The organism is Streptomyces sp. NPDC047049, from assembly GCF_040643995.1.
GTDB lineage: Bacteria > Actinomycetota > Actinomycetes > Streptomycetales > Streptomycetaceae > Streptomyces > Streptomyces mooreae.
In genome coordinates this window covers 128,812-147,486 of sequence record NZ_JBEYVM010000009.1, presented here as the reverse complement: position 1 = coordinate 147,486, position 18,675 = coordinate 128,812, and the positions used below count along the sequence as shown (strand labels likewise).

Annotated in this window: 1 protein-coding gene; it reads left to right on the top strand. The window is 75.0% G+C overall.

Annotated features, from left to right (window positions below):
• The first annotated feature begins 16 nt into the window (after positions 1–16).
• Positions 17–18,670, top strand: coding sequence for a non-ribosomal peptide synthase/polyketide synthase (locus tag ABZ851_RS21370; RefSeq protein ID WP_361129864.1), 18,654 nt, complete (start codon positions 17–19; stop codon positions 18,668–18,670).
• Positions 18,671–18,675 lie beyond the last annotated feature (5 nt).

Here is an 18,675-nt window from a genome sequence, read left to right as displayed (position 1 = left end):
AGAAGGACCCACCTCCATGACGGACCAGCATGAAAATTCAGCCCCGGAGCCCGCATCGCCGCAGGACCGGATGGTTCCCCCGGTCCCCTCGGCCGGTCCGGTCCGCCCGGGTCCCGGCACCGCGCTCGGGGACCTGTTCGCCGCCTGGGTGACCCGCACCCCGCACGCACCCGCGGTGACGGACGGGCGGCGGACCTGGTCCTACCGCGAGCTCGACCGGCTGGCCAACCGCCTCGCCCACGACCTCATCGGACGCGGGGTGGGGCCGGAGCGGACGGTGGCGGTGGTACTGCCGCGCTCGGTCGAACTCGTCATCGCGGAACTCGCCGTGGCCAAGGCCGGCGGTGCCTTCCTGCCGGTCGACCCGGCCTACCCCGCCGAACGCCGCGCCCTGATGCTGGCCGACGCCCGGCCGGCCGCGGTCATCGACGACCTGACGCAGACCCGTCCCCCCACGGGCCCCGACCGTGCGCCGCAGGACAGCGACCGGCCGGCGCCGCTGTGCGCCGAGCACCCCGCGTACGTCATCTACACCTCGGGATCCACCGGAACTCCCAAGGGGGTGACGGTGACCCACGCGGGTCTGGGCCCCTTCGCCGCGGCGGCCGCCGCGCAGTACGACGTCGCGCCGGGCGCCCGCGTCCTGCAGTTCTCCTCCCCGAGCTTCGACGCCTCCGTCCTGGAGCTGTGTATTTCCCTGCTGGCGGGCGCGACCCTCGTCGTCCCGCCCGACGGGCCGTGGCTGGGTGAAGAACTCGCGGCCGTCCTGGCGGACCACCGCATCACCCACGCGCTCATCCCGCCCGCCGCGCTCGCGACCGTGCCCGCCCCGACGGACGACCACGGCCTGCCCGACCTGCGGACCCTGATCGTGGGAGCCGAAGCCTGCCCGGCCGAGCTGGCCGACCGCTGGGCGGCCGGGCGCCGGCTGATCAATTCCTACGGTCCCACCGAGGCCACGGTGGTCGCGTCCTGGACCGGGCCGCTGGCCGTGGGCGGCGGCACCCCGTCCATCGGCAGACCGCTGCCGCACACCCGGCTCCACGTGCTGGACGCGGCGATGCGGCCGGTGCCGGCGGGCGTGGGCGGCGAGCTGTACGTGGGCGGCGCCGGAGTGGCACGCGGCTACCTCGGCCGCCCGGGGCTGACCGCCGCACGCTTCGTCGCCGACCCGTACGGACCGCCCGGCACCAGGCTCTACCGCACCGGGGACCTGGCGCGCCGGCACGCCGACGGTGAACTGGAATTCCTCGGCCGGGCCGACCGGCAGGTCAAGGTGCGCGGCTTCCGCATCGAACCCGGGGAAATCGAGGCGGTGTTGGCCCGGCAGCCCCGCGTCGGCGAAGCGGTGGTCATGGTCCGCGAGGACGAGCCGGGACGGCAGCGGCTCGTCGCCTACGTCACCCCGGCCGATCCCGTCCGGGCCCCGCAGCCCGCGGAGTTGCGCGCCGTGGTCTCCCGCAGCCTGCCGGCCCATATGGTGCCCTCCGCCGTCGTCGTCCTCGACGCGTTCCCGCTGACCGCACACCACAAGATCGACCGCCGGGCGCTCCCCGCACCCGAACCGTCCCGTGCCCCGGAAGCGGGCCACATCGCCCCACGGACACCCACCGAACGGACCCTGGCCGGCATCTGGTCGGAGGTGCTGTCGGTGCACACCATCGGTACCGGGGACGACTTCTTCGAGCTCGGCGGCGACTCCGTCCTCGCCGTGCGGGTGCTGTCCCGGATCGGGGAAGAACTCGGCGACCGGCTGTCCGTGCGTGACCTGTTCACCGCCCGGACGATCGCCGCACTGGTGCCGCTCCTCGGCGACCCGGACACCACGGGCCCGGCGGCACCGGTCACCCCGGCCCCGCGCGACCGTCCGCTGCCGCTGTCCGGCGCCCAGCAACGGCTGTGGTTCCTCGACGACCTGACGGCCGGCGACACCGAGTACAACACCGGCGTCGGGGTGCGGCTGGGCGGTCCGCTGGACGCCGCCGCGCTGCGCCGCGCCCTGGACCGGCTCGCCGCGCGCCACGACTCCCTGCGCACCACCTTCACCACGGTGGACGGGCGCGGGGTACAGCGCGTCGACGGCAACGCCGCCCTGCCGTTGCGCACCGTCGACCTCGGCGCCGTCCCCGACGGGAGCCGGGACGCGGCGGCCGAGCGGCTGCTCGCCGAGGAGCTGGAGACCCCCTACGACCTGCGCGAGGGCCCCCTGACCCGGGCCCTGCTGGTCCGGCTCGCCGACGAGGAACATCTGCTGCTCCTGGCCCAGCACCACATCGTCACCGACGGCTGGTCGGTCGGCGTGCTGGTCCGTGAACTGGCCGCGCTGTACGCCGCCGAGGCGGACGGCAGCCCGGACGGCCTGGCGGAGCCGGTCCTGCAGTACCCCGACTTCGCCGTGTGGGAGCGCGCGCACCCCGCCCCGGACCGGCACGCCACCGGCCTCGCGTACTGGCGGCGGCACCTCACCGGTCTGCCGCAGCTGGACCTGCCCACGGACCGGCCCCGGCCGCCGGTGCGCACCACGGCCGGCGCGGCACACCGCCACGACCTGCCGGCCGGCCTGGCCGAACGCCTCGGCGCACTCGCCCGGTCCAAGGGCACGACGCTCTTCACCCTGTTCGCCGGGGCGGCCTCGGTGCTGTTCTCCCGCTACACGGGCCAGCGCGACATCGTGTTCGGCACCGTCACCAACGGGCGCACCCACCGCGAACTGGAGGAGGTCACCGGCTTCTTCGTCAACACCCTGGTGCTGCGCAGCGACGTCGACCCCGCCGCCACCGTCGACCACTTCCTGGACACCGTGCGGGCGACGCTGCTGGACGCCTTCAGCCACGACGGCGTCCCGTTCGACCGGGTCGTCGAGGAGCTGGCCCCGCCGCGCGACCCCAGCCGCACCCCGCTGGTGCAGGTCCTGGTCGTCCAGCAGACCGCCATGGTGCACCCGCAGGAAGCCGGCGGCGTACGGATCGAGGAGCATCCGCTGCCGCGCCCGTCCGCACGGTTCGACCTGGTGCTGGAGTTCCTGCCGCGCAGCGACGGGTCCTTCGGGCTGACCGTCGAGTACAACACCGACCTGTTCGACGCCCGCACCGTGGCCCGGATGAGCCGACAGCTGCACCTCCTGCTGGATGCGATGGCGGACGGACCGCAGCGGACCGTCGCCGAACTGCCGCTGCTGACCGACGACGAGCGGCGCACCATGCTCGACGCCTGGAACGCCCCGCAGCAGGAGGGCCCGGACACCACCCTGCCCGAGCTCCTGGAGGCGCAGACCCTGCGCACCCCCGGCCGGACCGCCGTGGTCTGCGGGGACACCCGGCTCACCTACGACGAGGTGAACCGGCGCGCCAACCGCCTGGCCCGGCTGCTGGCTCGCCGTGGGGCGGGACCCGAGACCCTGGTGGCGCTGGCGCTGCCGCGCTCGGCCGACCTGGTCCCCGTCCTGTGGGCGGTGCTCAAGGCGGGCGCCGGCTATCTGCCGGTGGACCCCGGATATCCGGCCGAGCGCATCCGCTTCATGCTCACCGACGCCGCGCCGGCTCTCGTGCTGACCACCCGGGACACGGCCGGCGCGCTGCCCGGCGGCGTCGAGCGGCTGATCCTGGACGACCCGGAGACCGCGGCCGAGTGGGCCGGGCACACGGAGGACGACCTCACCGATGCCGAACGGGTCCGGCCGCTGGACCCCGGCCACCCCGCGTACGTCATCTACACGTCCGGCTCGACGGGCCGTCCCAAGGGTGTCGTGGTCACCCATCGCAGCGTGGCGGACCTGGCGGCCTGGGCGGGAGCGCAGTTCGGCCCGGAGCGGCTGACGCATGTGGTGGCCTCCACCTCGCTCAATTTCGACGTCTCCGTCTTCGAACTGCTCTGCCCCCTGCTGTCCGGCGGCAGCATCGAAGTGGTGGCCGACCTCCCGGCCCTCGCCGACCGGCCGGGCACCGCGCCGCGGCAGGCGGGTCTGCTCAGCGGGGTGCCGTCGGTGATCTCCCGGCTGCTCACCCGGGACACCGGCACCGTCACGGCCGACACGGTGGTCCTGGCGGGCGAGGCGCTGCCCGCGCAGACCGTACGGGAGATCCGGGAGACGATGCCGTCCTCCCAGGTCGCCAACATCTACGGCCCGACCGAGGCCACCGTGTACGCCACGGCGTGGTTCGCCGACGACGACACCCCGGAGCAGGCCCCGCCCATCGGCCGGCCCGTCGCCCGGACCCGCTGCTACGTCCTGGACAGCATGCTGCGCCCGCAACCCCCGGGCGTGACAGGCGAGTTGTACCTCGGCGGAAGGAGCCTGGCCCGGGGGTACCTCAGGCGTCCCGGCCTGACCGCCACCCGGTTCCTCGCCGACCCCTTCGCCGCCCCCGGCAGCCGGATGTACCGCACCGGCGACCTGGTTCGCTGGACCACCGACGGTGAACTGGAGTACCTGGGCCGGGCCGACCAGCAGGTCAAGGTGCGGGGCTTCCGTATCGAGCTGGGCGAGGTCGAGGAGGCGCTGCTGCGCTGCGCGGGGGTGGCCCAGGCGGCCGCCGCCACCCGGGAGAGCGGCGGCCACAAGCGGCTGATCGGCTATGTCGTCCCGGCGCCCGGGGCGGAGCTCGCCCCGAGCGCGATACGCCGGCTGCTCGGCCGCAGCGTGCCCGACTACATGGTGCCCGCCACGGTCGTCGTCCTGGACGCGATGCCGCTCAACCCCAACGGCAAACTGGACCGCGGCCGCCTCCCCGACCCGGACTGGACCACTGCCGGAACGGCGGACTACACCGCGCCGCGCACCGCCACCGAACGGGCGCTCGCCACCGTGTGGGCCGACGTGCTGCGCGTCGAGCGCGTCGGCGTCGACGACAACTTCTTCTCGCTGGGCGGCGATTCGATCCTCAGCATCCAGGTCGTCGCCCAGGCACGGCAGGCGGGCCTGGCCGTCACCTCGCGTGACGTGTACCGGCACCAGACCGTCGCCGCGCTCGCACAGTGCGTGGACGCCGCCGGGCAGCCGGCCCCGGGACCTGCCCCCGAGGCGGAGGCCACCGGCCCGGCGCCGCTGACGCCCATCCAGCAGTGGCTGTTCGAGAGCGACCCCGGGCGGGCCGGCCACTTCGCCCAGACGATGTCCGTCGAGCTGGCCGACGGCCTCGACGCCACGGCGCTGGAGGCCGCTCTGCACGACGTGGTCGCCCACCACGACGCCCTGCGCTCGCGCTTCGTGCGGGACGGCGACGGCCGGTGGCGCCAGCACATCGACCGCGACGCACCCGGGTTCGCGCTGCAGCGCCACACCGGCCCCGACGACGACGCCCCGCACCACGGGCCGTTCGACCTGAGCCGCGGCCCCCTGTTGCGCGCCGTGCTCCACGACCGGGGCACCACTGTGCCTCCGGTCCTGCACCTGGCCGTCCACCACCTGGTGGTCGACGGCGTCTCCTGGCGGCTGCTGCTGGAGGACCTGGACCGGGCCTACCGTGCACGGCGCGCGGGAGCGGACGCCGAGCTGCCGCCGAAGTCCTCCCCGCTGCGCCACTGGGCGAAGCGGCTGACCGGGCACGCCGAAGCCGGCGGCTTCCAGGACGAGACGGCCTACTGGACGGCGCTCGCCCGCGGCTGTGACCCGGCGCTGCCGGCCGACCTCGCCGGCGCCAACACCTATGCGTCGGCCCGCTCGGTGACCGTGCGCCTCACCCCGGCGGACACCTCCGCCGTGCTGCACACCCTGCCCGGGGCCTTCCGCACCCAGGTCAACGATGTGCTGCTGAGCGCGCTGGGCCGGGTACTGCACGAGTGGACCGGACGCGACCGGGTCCCGGTCGACCTGGAGGGCCACGGCCGGGAGGAGCTGTTCCCCGATGTGGACCTGAGCCGTACCGTCGGCTGGTTCACCACCCGCTACCCGGTCGCCCTCACCGTGGCGCCGGACGCCGACCGGTGCACCGTGCTGAAGTCGGTCAAGGAGCAGCTGCGCGCCGTGCCCGGCCGCGGCCTCGGCTACGGCGTCCAGCGGCACCTGATCCGGCCGGAGGGCCTGCCCGGCACCCCGACCGCGGACATCAGCTTCAACTACCTCGGCCAGTTCGGCACGCCGGGCGGTGACGGCAGCCTCTACCGCGGCCCGTACCGCGAACTGGCGCTGGACGCCGACCCCGCCGCACCGCGCCCGCACGCCCTGGAGGTCGTCGGCCGGCTGGACGGCGACGCGCTGGAGTTCACCTGGTTCTACTCGGCGCACCTCCACCACGAGGAGACCGTCGCCCGCCTCGCCGGAGACTTCGTCCGGGCGCTGGGTGACATCGCCCGGGACGCCGCCCGGCCCGGAGCCGGCGGCCGCACCCCCTCCGACTTCCCGCTGGCCGCGCTCGACCAGCCCACCGTGGACCGGCTGGTGGGCGACGGCAGCACCGTCGAGGACATCCACCCGCTCACCCCCACCCAGGCCGGCATGCTCTTCCACCGGCTCTCCCAGGACGACCAGAGCGTCTACTTCCAGCAGCTCACCTTCGTCCTGGACGGCGTGCCCGACCCGCAGGCCCTCGCCGCGGCCTGGCAGCAGGTCACGGACCGCACCCCGGTGCTGCGCGGACGCGTCGTCTGGCAGGACGTGCCCGAACCGCTGCTGGTGGTGGAGCGCGGCGTCACCGTGCCGGTCACGCAGCTGGACTGGCGGGACCTGCCGGACGACGAGCGCCGGGCCGCACTGCGCGAACTCCTCGACCGCGACCGGCGGCGCGGCATCGACCTCGGCTCCGCCCCGCTGCTGCGCCTGGCCCTGGCCCGGCTCTCCGACACCGAGGTGCAGGTGGTGTGGTCCTTCCACCACCTGGTGCTCGACGGCTGGAGCCTGTTCCAGGTGCTGTCCGACGTCTTTCGGTGCCACGCCGCGCTGCGCGGCGCCGCGGCGGACGGCACCGCCCCCGCGGAGGCGGGCCTGCCCAGCCGCCGCCCGTTCCGCGACTACGTGGCCTGGCTGCGGGAGCGTGACTGGGCGGAAGCCGAACGGCACTGGCAGACCCGGCTCGACGGTTGGAGCGAGCCCACCGCCCTGCCCTACGACCGCGAGCCCCGCGAGGCCCACCGCGCGGAGTCCACCGCGGCGGTACGGCTCTCCCTGTCCGCCGCCACCACCCGCTGCCTGGACCACCTGGCCAAGGACGCAGGCCTGACCATGAACACGCTGGTCCAGGGTGCCTGGGCGCTGCTGCTGGCCCGTCAGACGGGGCGCCGGGAGGTCGTCTTCGGCACCACGGTGTCCGGACGGCCGCCGGAGCTGCCCGGCGTCGAGGCGATGAACGGCCTGTTCATTGCGACCGTACCGACCCGGCTGACGGTCCCCGCCGACGGCACCCTGACGGCCTGGCTGCGCCGGGTGCAGGAGATCCAGACCGAGGACCGGCGCTTCGACTTCGTCCCGCTCGCCCGGCTGAAGGCGTTCTGCGACCTGCCCGAGCGGGCCCCGCTCTTCGACAGCATCGTGGTCTTCGAGAACTACCCGGTCGGCGGCGACCTCGCCGCCGCGCACGGACTGCGGCTGACCGGCCTCGACGGCATCGAGACCACCAACTACCCGCTGAGCCTGGTCGCCTACCCGGGCCAGGAGCTGGCCCTGCGGCTCGGCTACGACCCGGAGCTGTTCGACGCGGCCACCGTGGAGCGGATGGGGGAGTACCTCACCGTGCTGCTGGAGGGGCTGGCCGCGGACGCCGGGGGCCCGCCCGCGCGGCTGCCGGTGCTCGGCGCGGCACACCGCCGCCAGGTCGTCGAGGAGTGGAACGCCACCGCCGCCCCGCTGCCCGAGGGCACGGTCGCCGAACTGTTCGCCGCCCAGGCCCGGCGCACCCCCGACGTCATGGCGCTGGACGCCGGGGACACCCGGCTCACCTACCGCGAACTCGACGCCCGTGCCGACGCGTTGGCCCGCCGGCTGACCGGGCTCGGCGTACGCCCGGAGTCCCCGGTCGGGGTCCTCATGGACCGGTCGGCCGCCCTGGTCATCGCCCAGCTGGCCCTGGTCAAGGCGGGCGGGGTGTACGTCCCGCTGGACGGCCGCGCGCCACGGGAGCGGCTGCGGCAGGTGCTGGCGGAGACCACGGCGGAGCTGGTGCTCACCGACGCCGCCTGGCAGGAGGCCGCCCGCGAGGCGGCACCCGGCGGGCGCACCCTGCTGGTGACGGACGAGGCCGCACCGGCCGGCACCGCCGCCCCGGAGGAGGGCACGCCCCTGCCCGCTCTCCACCCCGACAACGCGCTCTACCTGATGTTCACCTCCGGCTCCACCGGCCGCCCCAAGGGCGTCGCGGTGCGCCACCGGGACGTCGTGGCGCTCGCCTTCGACCGCGCCTTCGACGGACACGACGGGGTCCTGGTGCACTCCCCGCAGGCCTTCGACGCGGCCACCTACGAACTGTGGGTGCCCCTGCTGCGCGGCGGCCGGGCCGTCCTCGCCCCGCCGGCCGACGTGGACGCCACCACGGTGTCCCGGGCGATCCGTGAACAGGGCGTCACCTGCCTGTGGCTGACCGCCGGGCTGTTCCGCCTGCTGTCCCAGGAGGACCCCGGGTGCCTGCGCGGTGCCCGGGAGGTGTGGACCGGCGGCGAGGCCGTGCCGGGCGCCGCGGTACGCCGCGTCCTCGACGCCTGCCCGGACCTGACCGTGGTCGACGGCTACGGCCCCACCGAGACCACCACCTTCGCGACCCGCCGCGCCTTCCGCCCCGGCGACCCGCTGCCCGCCGCCCTGCCCATCGGACGCCCGCTGGACAACACCCGCGTCTACGTCCTGGACGACGCGCTGCAGCCCCAGCCGCCGGGCATCCCGGGGGAGCTGTACGTCGCCGGCGCCGGGCTCGCCCGCGGCTACGCCGGCCGCCCCGGTGCGACCGCCGAACGGTACCTGGCCGACCCGTTCGGCCCGCCCGGGACCCGGATGTACCGCACCGGCGACATCGTGCGCTGGAGCGCCGACGGCGAACTCCACTTCGTGGGGCGCGCCGACGACCAGATCAAGATCCGCGGCTTCCGCGTCGAACCGGCCGAGATCGAGGCCCAGCTCACCCGCCATGCCGCCGTCGCCGAAGCGGTGGTGACCGTCCCCGAGGACGGCGGCCGCAAGCGGCTGGTCGCCTACCTCGTCCCCGCCCCGGAGGCGACGGTGCCGCAGGCGCAGGAGCTGCGCGCCCACCTCGCCGCCGAGCTGCCCGACTACATGGTCCCCGCCGCGTTCGTGACCCTGGACGCCCTGCCGCTGACCGGCAACGGAAAGGTGGACCGGCGCCGGCTGCCCGCCCCCGACCGGTCGGCCGCCACCGCCGGCGAGCACCGCGCGCCGCGCACCGAGGCCGAGCGGATCCTCGCGGAGATCTGGTGCACCCTGCTGGGCCTCGACCGGGTGGGCGTCGAGGACAACTTCTTCATGCTGGGCGGCGATTCGATCCTCAGCATCCAGGTCGTCTCCCGCGCCCGCCGGGCGGGCCTGACCCTGACCCCGCGGGACCTGTTCCGCCACCCCACCGTCGCCGCCCTGGCCGCCGCCACCGGCGCCGCCGCACCCCTCAGCGGCACCGGCCCGGTGGAGGGGGACGTCGCCCTCACCCCGATCCAGCACTGGTTCCTCGACGCCCGGCCGGAGCCCCCCGGGTACTTCAACCAGTCCCTCGTCATCGAACTGGCCGAGGAGCCCGACCCGCGGGCGCTCCACGAGGCGCTGCACGCCCTGTGGGCCCACCACGACGCCCTGCGGTCCCGCTTCACGCAGCGGGCGGACAGCACCTGGCACCAGCACTGCCCGGCGCCGGACGCCGACGCACCGCAGTTGCTGCAGGTACACGACCTGGCCGGAAAGGACGAGACGGAGTGCGCGGCCGCGGTCGAGGCCGCCATGGCCGAGGCGCACGCCGGCTTCCGGCTGGACACCGGCCCCCTGCTCGCCGCCCGCCTGTTCACCGGCGCCCGGGACCTGCCGCCGCGGCTGTTCCTGACCGTCCACCACCTGGTGGTCGACGGCGTCTCCTGGCGGGTGCTGCTGGAGGACCTGGAGAGCACCTACCGGCAGGCCCGCAACGGTGACCCGGTGGCCCCGCCCGCCCGGGCCACCTCCGTACAGGAATGGGCCCGTCGGCTGCACGAGCACACCGAGGCCGGCGGCTTCGACGGCGAGCGGGCACACTGGAGCGCGGTGGCCCCGCACTGCGCGGCCCCCCTGCCCGTCGACGCCGACGGGACCAACACCATCGCCGACCTGCGCTCGGTCACCGTCCGGCTGGACCGGCAGCGCACCGGCGACCTGCTGCAGAAAGTGCCCGGCGTCTACCGCACCCAGATCAACGACGTGCTGCTCACCGCGCTCGGCCGGGTGCTGGCCGACTGGACCGGCGAGCGCACCGTCGCCATCGGCCTGGAGGGACACGGCCGCGAGGACCACCTCTTCGAGGGCGTCGATCTGTCCCGCACGGTCGGCTGGTTCACCTCCCTGTTCCCCGTCGCCCTGGACGTCCCGGACGGCGACTGGGCCGCGGCACTGAAGTCCGTCAAGGAGCAGTTGCGCGCGGTGCCCGGCCGGGGTCTCGGTCACGGGGCGCTGCGGCACCTCGCCGGAGCCGCTGAACTCAGCGGCGCCCCGCAGCCGCTGATCAGCTTCAACTACCTCGGCCGCTTCGACTGGTCCGGCGACGGCGGGCTGATCCGCGCCGTACACGGCGGACTGGACGGCGCCGCCGCGCCCGGGACCGTCCGGCCGCACCTGCTGGACGTGGTGGGCCGGGTCGAGGACCGGTGCCTCGAACTCACCTGGTACTACAGCGGCGAAGTGCACCGTGCGGAGACGGTGACGGCGCTGGCCGCGGGCATGCTCACGGCGCTGGAGGACATCGTCGCCCACTGCGCGGGCCCGGACGCCGGCGGCCGCACCCCCTCCGACTACCCGCTCGCCCGCCTCGACCAGGCGGCCGTGGACCGGGTCGCGGCGGACGGCCGCGCGGTGGAGGACATCTACCCGCTGACACCCATGCAGGCGGGCATGCTCTTCCACAGCCTGATGGACCCCGACTCCCACACCTACTTCAACCAGGTCCAGCTGGTGCTCTCCGGCGTCACCGACCCGGCCGCGCTCGCCACGGCCTGGCAGCAGACGGCCGACGCCAACCCGATGCTGCGCACCCGCCTGGTGTGGGCGGAGACCGCCGAACCGCTCCAGGTCGTCCAGACGCGGGCCACGGTGCCCGTCACCCACCACGACTGGTCCGGGTGGAGCCCCGAGGCGAGCGAGCACGCGCTGACCACCCTGCTGGCCGAGGACCGGGCGGCCGGTCTCGACCTCGCCGCCGCCCCGCTGATGCGGCTGGCCCTGATCAAGCTGTCCGACGACCGGGTCCGGCTGGTGTGGACGTTCCACCACGTCCTGCTCGACGGCTGGAGCGCGGCCCAGGTCTTCGACGAGATCTGCGAACGGTACGCGGCGCTCACCGCGGGCCGCCGCCCCGAGGTCCCCTCCCGCCCGCCGTTCGGCAGCTATCTGCGCTGGCTGGCGGAGCAGGACGGCACCCAGGCCGAGCGGCACTGGCGCACCGCGCTGGCCGGCTTCACCTCGCCGACCGAACTCCCGCGGGACCGGAGGCCCCTGGAGGCCCATCGCGCCTCGTCGTCGGGCTCGGTCCACGTCACCCTGGACGAGGCGGACTCCGCCCGTCTGCGGGAGACCGCGCAGCGCGCCGGCCTCACCATGAACACCGTGCTGCAGGGCGCCTGGGGCCTGCTGCTGTCCCGCTACAGCAACAGCGACGACGTGGTCTTCGGCACCACCGTCTCCGGCCGGCCCGCCGCGCTGCCCGGGGTGGAGTCCATGGTCGGCCTGTTCATCAACACCCTCCCCACCCGGGTCCGGGTCGACGGGCGCCGCGCGCTGCTGGACTGGCTGCGCGACCTGCAGACCGCCCAGTCGGAGGCGCGGCGCTACGACTTCGTCTCCCTGGCCGACCTCCAGGCCTGGAGCGAAGTCCCGCGCGGAACCGGCCTGTTCGACAGCATCGTGGTCTTCGAGAACTACCCCTTCGACAGCGACGCCCTCGCCCGGCACGGCCTGGGCATCCAGCAGGAACGGGACCTGGAGCCGACCAACTACCCGCTCAGCGTGGTCGTCGCCCCCGGTGAACGCCTCACCGTGGCCCTGGACTACGACCCGGCCGCCTTCGACGCGGCGACCGTCGAGCGGCTGGGCACCTGCCTGCGGGTCCTGCTGACGGAGATGGCGGCCGGCCCGGACCGCCGCCTGGGTGACCTGCCGTTGCTCACCGCGGACGAACGCGGGCGCATCCTGCGGGAGTTCGGCGGAACGGCCGTCGCACAGCCGCGGCGCGTCCTGCCTCGCGTCTTCGAGGAGCAGGCGGACCGCACCCCGCAGGCCACCGCCGTACTGTCCGGCGACGACCGGCTCACCTACCGGGAGCTGAACGCACGCGCCAACCGGCTGGCCCGGCTGCTGATCGCCTCGGGCGCGGGCCCCGAGCGGTTCGTCGCCCTCGCGCTGCCGCGCACGGCCGACCTGATCGTGGCCCTGCTGGCCGTGCTCAAGAGCGGCGCCGGCTACCTCCCGGTCGACCCCAAGTACCCCTCCGAGCGCGTCTCCTTCCTGTTCGACGACATCGGACCGGACATCGTGCTCACCACCGCCGCCCTGGCCGGCCGGCTGCCCGAGGGGCCCGCCACCCGGATCGCGCTCGACGACCCCGCGACCGCGGACCGGCTCGCCGGGCTGTCCGCCGCCGACCCCGGCGACGACGAGCGGACCGGTGCGCTGCTGCCCGCCCACCCCGCCTACGTCATCCACACCTCGGGCTCCACCGGCCTGCCCAAGGGCGTGGTGGCCACCCACGGGTCGGTCGTCGCGCTGGCCGACTGGGCGGCCGGCGAGTTCGGCGGCCGGGGCCTGTCCCACGTCGTGGCATCCACCTCGCTCAACTTCGATGTGTCGGTCTTCGAGATCTTCAGCCCGCTGCTGTCCGGCGGCTGCGTCGAGATCGTGAGCGATCTGCTGGCCCTCGCCGAACGCTCCGAGCCCTGGACCGCGAGTCTGCTCAGCGCCGTCCCCTCCGCCCTCGGCCAGCTGCTCGCCGAGGACACCGTGCACGTCACCGCGGACACCGTGGTGCTGGCCGGCGAGGGGCTGGCGGCCCGTACCGTACGGGAGGTCCGCGCCGCCGTCCCCGGCTGCCGGGTCGCGAACATCTACGGCCCCACCGAGGCCACCGTCTACGCCACCGCCTGGCACTGCGACCCGGCCGACCCCGACCGCACGCCGCCGATCGGCAGCCCGGTCGCCGGCGCCCGCGCCTATGTCCTCGATCCGCACCTGCGGCCGGTCCCCGTCGGCGTACCCGGCGAGCTCTACCTCGCCGGGACCGGCGTGGCCCGCGGCTACTTCGCGCGGCCCGGACTGACCGCCCGGCGCTTCCTGGCCGACCCGTACGGCCCGGCCGGCGAGCGGATGTACCGCACCGGCGACCTCGTGCGCTGGGACGCCGACGGGCAGCTGGAGTACCTGGGCCGCGGCGACGACCAGGTCAAGGTGCGCGGCTTCCGCATCGAACTCGGCGAGGTCGAGGCCGCGCTGGCCCGGCACCCCGAGGTGGCCGAGGCCGCCGCCCGGGTCGTCGAGACCGACGGCCACAAGCGCCTGGTGGGGTATGTGGTCACCCGGGGCACGGCGGACGCCGATCCCGCCGCGGTGCGTGCCTTCCTGGCCCGGAGCCTGCCCGACCACCTGGTCCCCGCGGTCGTCGTGCCCCTGGAACGGCTGCCGCTGGGAGCCACCGGCAAACTCGACCGGCGTGCCCTGCCGGCGCCCGACTGGGCCGCCCCGGCCGCCGGTTACGTCCCGCCGCGCACGGACACCGAGCGGACGCTCGCCGGCATCTGGGCCGAGGTGCTGGGCGTGGACCGGGTGGGCGCCGAGGACAACTACTTCGCGCTCGGCGGGGACTCGATCCTCAGCATCCAGATCGTCTCCGCGGCCCGCCGCGCCGGCCTCGCACTGACCCCGCGCCATCTGTTCGTCCACCAGACCGTCGCCGCCCTGGCCGCGGCCGCGGCGCAGCTGCCGGCCACCGCGTCCACCGCCGAACAGGGCCCGGTGGTGGGCGAGGTGCCGCTCACCCCCGTCCAGCACTGGCTGTTCGACAGCGTCCCGGACAGCCCCGGGCACTTCACCCAGTCGCTCTCCTTCCAGCTGGCCGCCGAGGTCGACGAGGGCGCGCTGCGCGCCGCCCTGGCCGCGGTGCTGGAGCACCACGACGCCCTGCGGACGGTGTACGAGATCACCGGCGGCGGACACCGGCGCCAGTACACCGCGGCGCCCGGTGCGGCCCCCGCCCTGGAGGTCCACGACCTCGCCCACCTGGAGCCGCGGGACCGTGCCGCGGAGCTGCGCAGGCTGACGGCGGACCTGTGCGCGGGCTTCGACCTCGCGACCGGGCCACTGCTGAAGACCGTGCTGTGCCACCTCGGCGACCAGGACCGCCCGGTCCTGCTGCTGGCGGCCCACCACCTGGTCGTCGACGCGGTGTCCTGGCGCATCATCCTGGAAGACCTCGACACCGCCTACGGCCGGGTGCGCGCCGGGGAACGGGCCGCGCTCGGCCCCAAGACCACCTCGTTCCGGGCCTGGGCGCAGCGGCTGCACGACCACACCGCGGCCGGCGGCTTCGACGGCGAACTGGCCCACTGGAGCGCCGCGGACGGCCTGACGGAGCTGCCCACCGACCGCACGGGCCGCAACCGTGCGGACTCCGAGGACACCGTGACCGTCCGCCTGGAGGCCGAGGAGACGCGCCGGCTGCTCCAGGACGTCCCGGACGTCTACCGGACCCGGATCAACGACGTCCTGCTGTGCGCCCTGGGCCGGGTACTCGCCCGCTGGACCGGGCACGACCGGGTACGGATCGGGCTGGAGGGCCACGGCCGCGAGGAGATCTTCGACGACATCGACCTCTCCCGCACCGTCGGCTGGTTCACCACCATGTTCCCGGTCGCACTGGACCTCCCGCCGCACGCGGACCTCGCCACGGCGCTGAAGTCCGCCAAGGAGGGCCTGCGGGCGCTGCCGGGACACGGCCTGGGACACGGCGCGCTGCGCCGGCTGCGTACCCCACAGGCCCCGGGGCTGCCGGCCGATCCGCAGATCGCCTTCAACTACCTCGGCCAGCAGGACTGGAGCGCGTCCGGTGGCGACGGCCTGCTGCACGCACCGTACGGCGCGCTGGAGGGCGACATGGACCGGGCGGCCGAGCGGCCGCATCTGATCGACATCGTCGGCATGGTGGCGGACAAGCGGCTGGAGTTCACCTGGTCGTACTCGAAGAACCTGCACCTGCGGTCCACCGTGGCCGGCCTGGCCGAGGAGATGGCCGCCGAGCTGCGGGAGATCGTGCGGCACTGCGCGGAGCCGGCCGCCGGCGGGCGCACGCCCTCCGACTTCCCGCTGGTCCGCCTCGACCAGGAGACCGTCGACCGGCTCGTCGGCGACGGCCGGGACGTCACGGACGTCTACCCGCTGACCCCCACCCAGACCGGCATGGTCTTCCACGGGCTCGACGAACCCGACCAGGGGCTCTACGTCGAACAAGCCACCTTCGTCCTGGACGGCGTCACCGACTCCCGGCTGCTGGCCGCGGCCTGGCAGCAGGTCGTCGACCGCACCCCCGTGCTGCGCAGCGCGGTGGTCCTGCACGAGGTGCCGGTGCCCCTGCAGACCGTCCACCGCTCCGTCACCCTGCCCGTCACCCAGCTCGACTGGAGCGCGCTGACACAGGAGCGGCGCGACGAGGCACTGGCGCGGCTGCTCGCCGAGGACCGGGACCGCGGGCTCGCCCTCGACCGGGCGCCGCTGCTGCGGCTGACCCTCATCCGGCTCTCCCCGGCCGAGGTACGGGTGGTGTGGACCTTCCACCATGTGCTGCTCGACGGCTGGAGCGTCTTCCAGGTCCTCTCGGACGTCTTTTCCTGCCATGCGGCGCTCGCCGGGGGCACCGCCCCGGACCTGCCCGAGCGCAGGCCGTTCGCCGACTACGCCGCCTGGCTCGCCGCCCACGACACCGCCCCCGCCGAACAGCACTGGCGCACGGCGCTCGCGGGCCTGACCGCACCCACCCCGCTGCCCTACGACCGCCGCCCGGCACCCGGCGCCCCCACCCGCGCCGGCACCTGGCTCTCCGAGCGGCTGGGAGAGCGGGAGAGCGCCGCGCTCCAGGACTTCGCCCGGCGCCACCACCTCACCCTCAACACCGTCGTCCAGGGGGTCTGGGGCCTGCTGCTGGCGCGCTGGAGCGGGGAGCGCGAGGTGTGCTTCGGCACGACGGTCTCCGGCCGGCCCGCCGACCTGCCCGGCGCCGACGCCATCACCGGCCTGTTCATCAACACCCTGCCGGTGCGGTGCGACGTGGACGGCGGCGCGGCCCCGGCCGACTGGCTGGGCGCTCTGCAGTCCGCACAGGCCGATGCCCGCGGCTTTGATCACGTCCCGCTGTCCGACCTGCGGGGCTGGAGCGAACTGCCCGCCGGAACACCGCTCTTCGAGAGCCTGGTGGTCTTCGAGAACTACCCGATCAACGACACCGCGGCCACCGCGCACGGGCTGAGCGTCCGTGATCTGCACGCCCTGGAGGCCACCAACTACCCGCTCACCGTGGTGATCTCGCCCGACATCCGCCTGAGCGTCGAACTCGGCTACGACCCGCGGTACTTCGAGGAGTCCACCGCCCGGTCCCTGGCCGCCCAGCTGGTGCACACCCTGGGCGCCCTGGCGGAACCCGGCGGCGCGACGACCGTCGACGGGATCGACATCCTGCCGCCGGACGAGCGCGAGCGGCTGACCGGGCGGGCCGCGGGCCGGCTTGATGCCCCGACGGCCGGTGACCCGGTCCCGGCCGCCACCCTCGCCGCGCTCGTCGAGGCGGCGGTCGACCGGTGGCCCGACGCACCCGCGGTGACCGCACCCGATCTCCGGCTCTCCTTCGCGCAGTTGGAGGCGCGGGCCAACCGTCTCGCGCACCACCTCCTCACCCGCGGGACCGGCCCCGGCGACCTCGTCGCCCTGGTCCTGCCGAGATCGGCCGACATGGTCGTCGCCCAGCTCGCCACCGCCAAGACGGGCGCCGCCTACCTGCCGGTGGACCCCGGGTACCCGGCCGAGCGGATCGCGCTGATGCTGCGTGACGCCGCACCGGCCGTCACCCTGGAGGCCGCCGAGGTCCACGACCTCCTGGCCGCCGGGGACGACGCCGCACCGGCCCCCCGGCCCACCGACCGGGACCGCGTGCGCCCGCTCGACCTCGACGACCCGGCCTACGTGATCTACACCTCCGGCTCCACCGGCACCCCCAAGGGCGTCGTCGTCACCCACCGCGGCCTGGCCGCCTTCGCCGCCGCCGAGGCCGACCACTACCAGGTACGGCAGGGCGACCGGGTGCTGGCCTTCGCCACCCCCAGCTTCGACGCCTCCGTACTGGAGCTGTGCATGGCCCTGCCGGCCGGCGCCGCCCTCGTGGTGCCGCCGCCCGGACCGCTGCTCGGCGCGCAACTGGCCGAGGTGCTGCGCACGGAACGCATCACCCACACCCTGCTACCGCCCGCCGCGCTCGCCACGGTGCCGCCCGCCACCGCGGGAACCCTGCCGGACCTGCGCACCCTCATCGTCGGCGCGGACGCCTGCGGCGCCGACCTGGTCGCCCGCTGGGCCCCGCACCACCGAATGATCAACTCCTACGGGCCCACCGAGACCACGGTCGTCGCCACCTGGTCGGAACCGTTGGCACCCGACGGCGCCGCGCCCCCCATCGGGCGCCCCCGCGCGGGCAGCCGCAGCTACGTGCTCGACGGGCGGCTGCGGCCGGTCGCCGACGGCGTCCCCGGCGAACTGTGGATCAGCGGGCCCTCGCTGGCCCGCGGCTACCTCCACCGTCCCGGCCTGACCGCCACCCGGTTCCTCGCCGACCCGTACGGCGCACCGGGCGGGCGGATGTACCGCACCGGCGACCTGGTCCGCCGCGACGCCCGCGGCGAACTGCACTACCTCGGCCGCACCGACCACCAGATGAAGCTGCGCGGGCACCGGATCGAGGCAGGAGAGGTCGAGGCCGCCCTGGCGGCCCATCCGGCCGTCCGGGACGCGGTGGTGGCCGTACGGGAGGACGAGCCCGGCACGCCGCGCCTGGTGGCCCACCTGCTCGCCGCACCGGACGCCGAGATCCCGGCGGGCGCGGAGCTGCGCACGTTCGCGGCCCGGACACTGCCCGGCCACATGGTCCCCTCGGCCTTCGTCGTCCTGGAGCGCTTCCCGCTCACCGAGAACGGCAAGACCGACCGCGCGGCCCTGCCCGCCCCCGGGCCCGACCCGCACGAGCCCGCGGCGCAGGTCGCCCCGCGCACCCCCACCGAGCAGTTCCTCGCGGACGTCTGGTCCGAGGTCCTGGAGACGGCCGTGGGCGCCGAGGACGACTTCTTCGCCCTCGGCGGCGACTCGCTGCGCAGCCTGCGCATCGCCTCCCGGGTCAACGAGACCTTCGGCGTGGAGCTCACCCCCCGGGACGTGCTGACCGCCCGCACGGTCGCCGCCCTGGCGGACCTGGTGGAGGAACACGTCCTGCGCGAACTCGAAGACGCCGCACGCGGCACCAGCGACCACAACGAACGGTGAGGAAC

What these genes read in the sequence shown, in the direction of transcription:
- ABZ851_RS21370 (WP_361129864.1), top strand. Translation starts at nt 17, where the DNA reads ATGACGGACCAGCATGAAAATTCAGCCCCGGAGCCCGCATCGCCGCAG.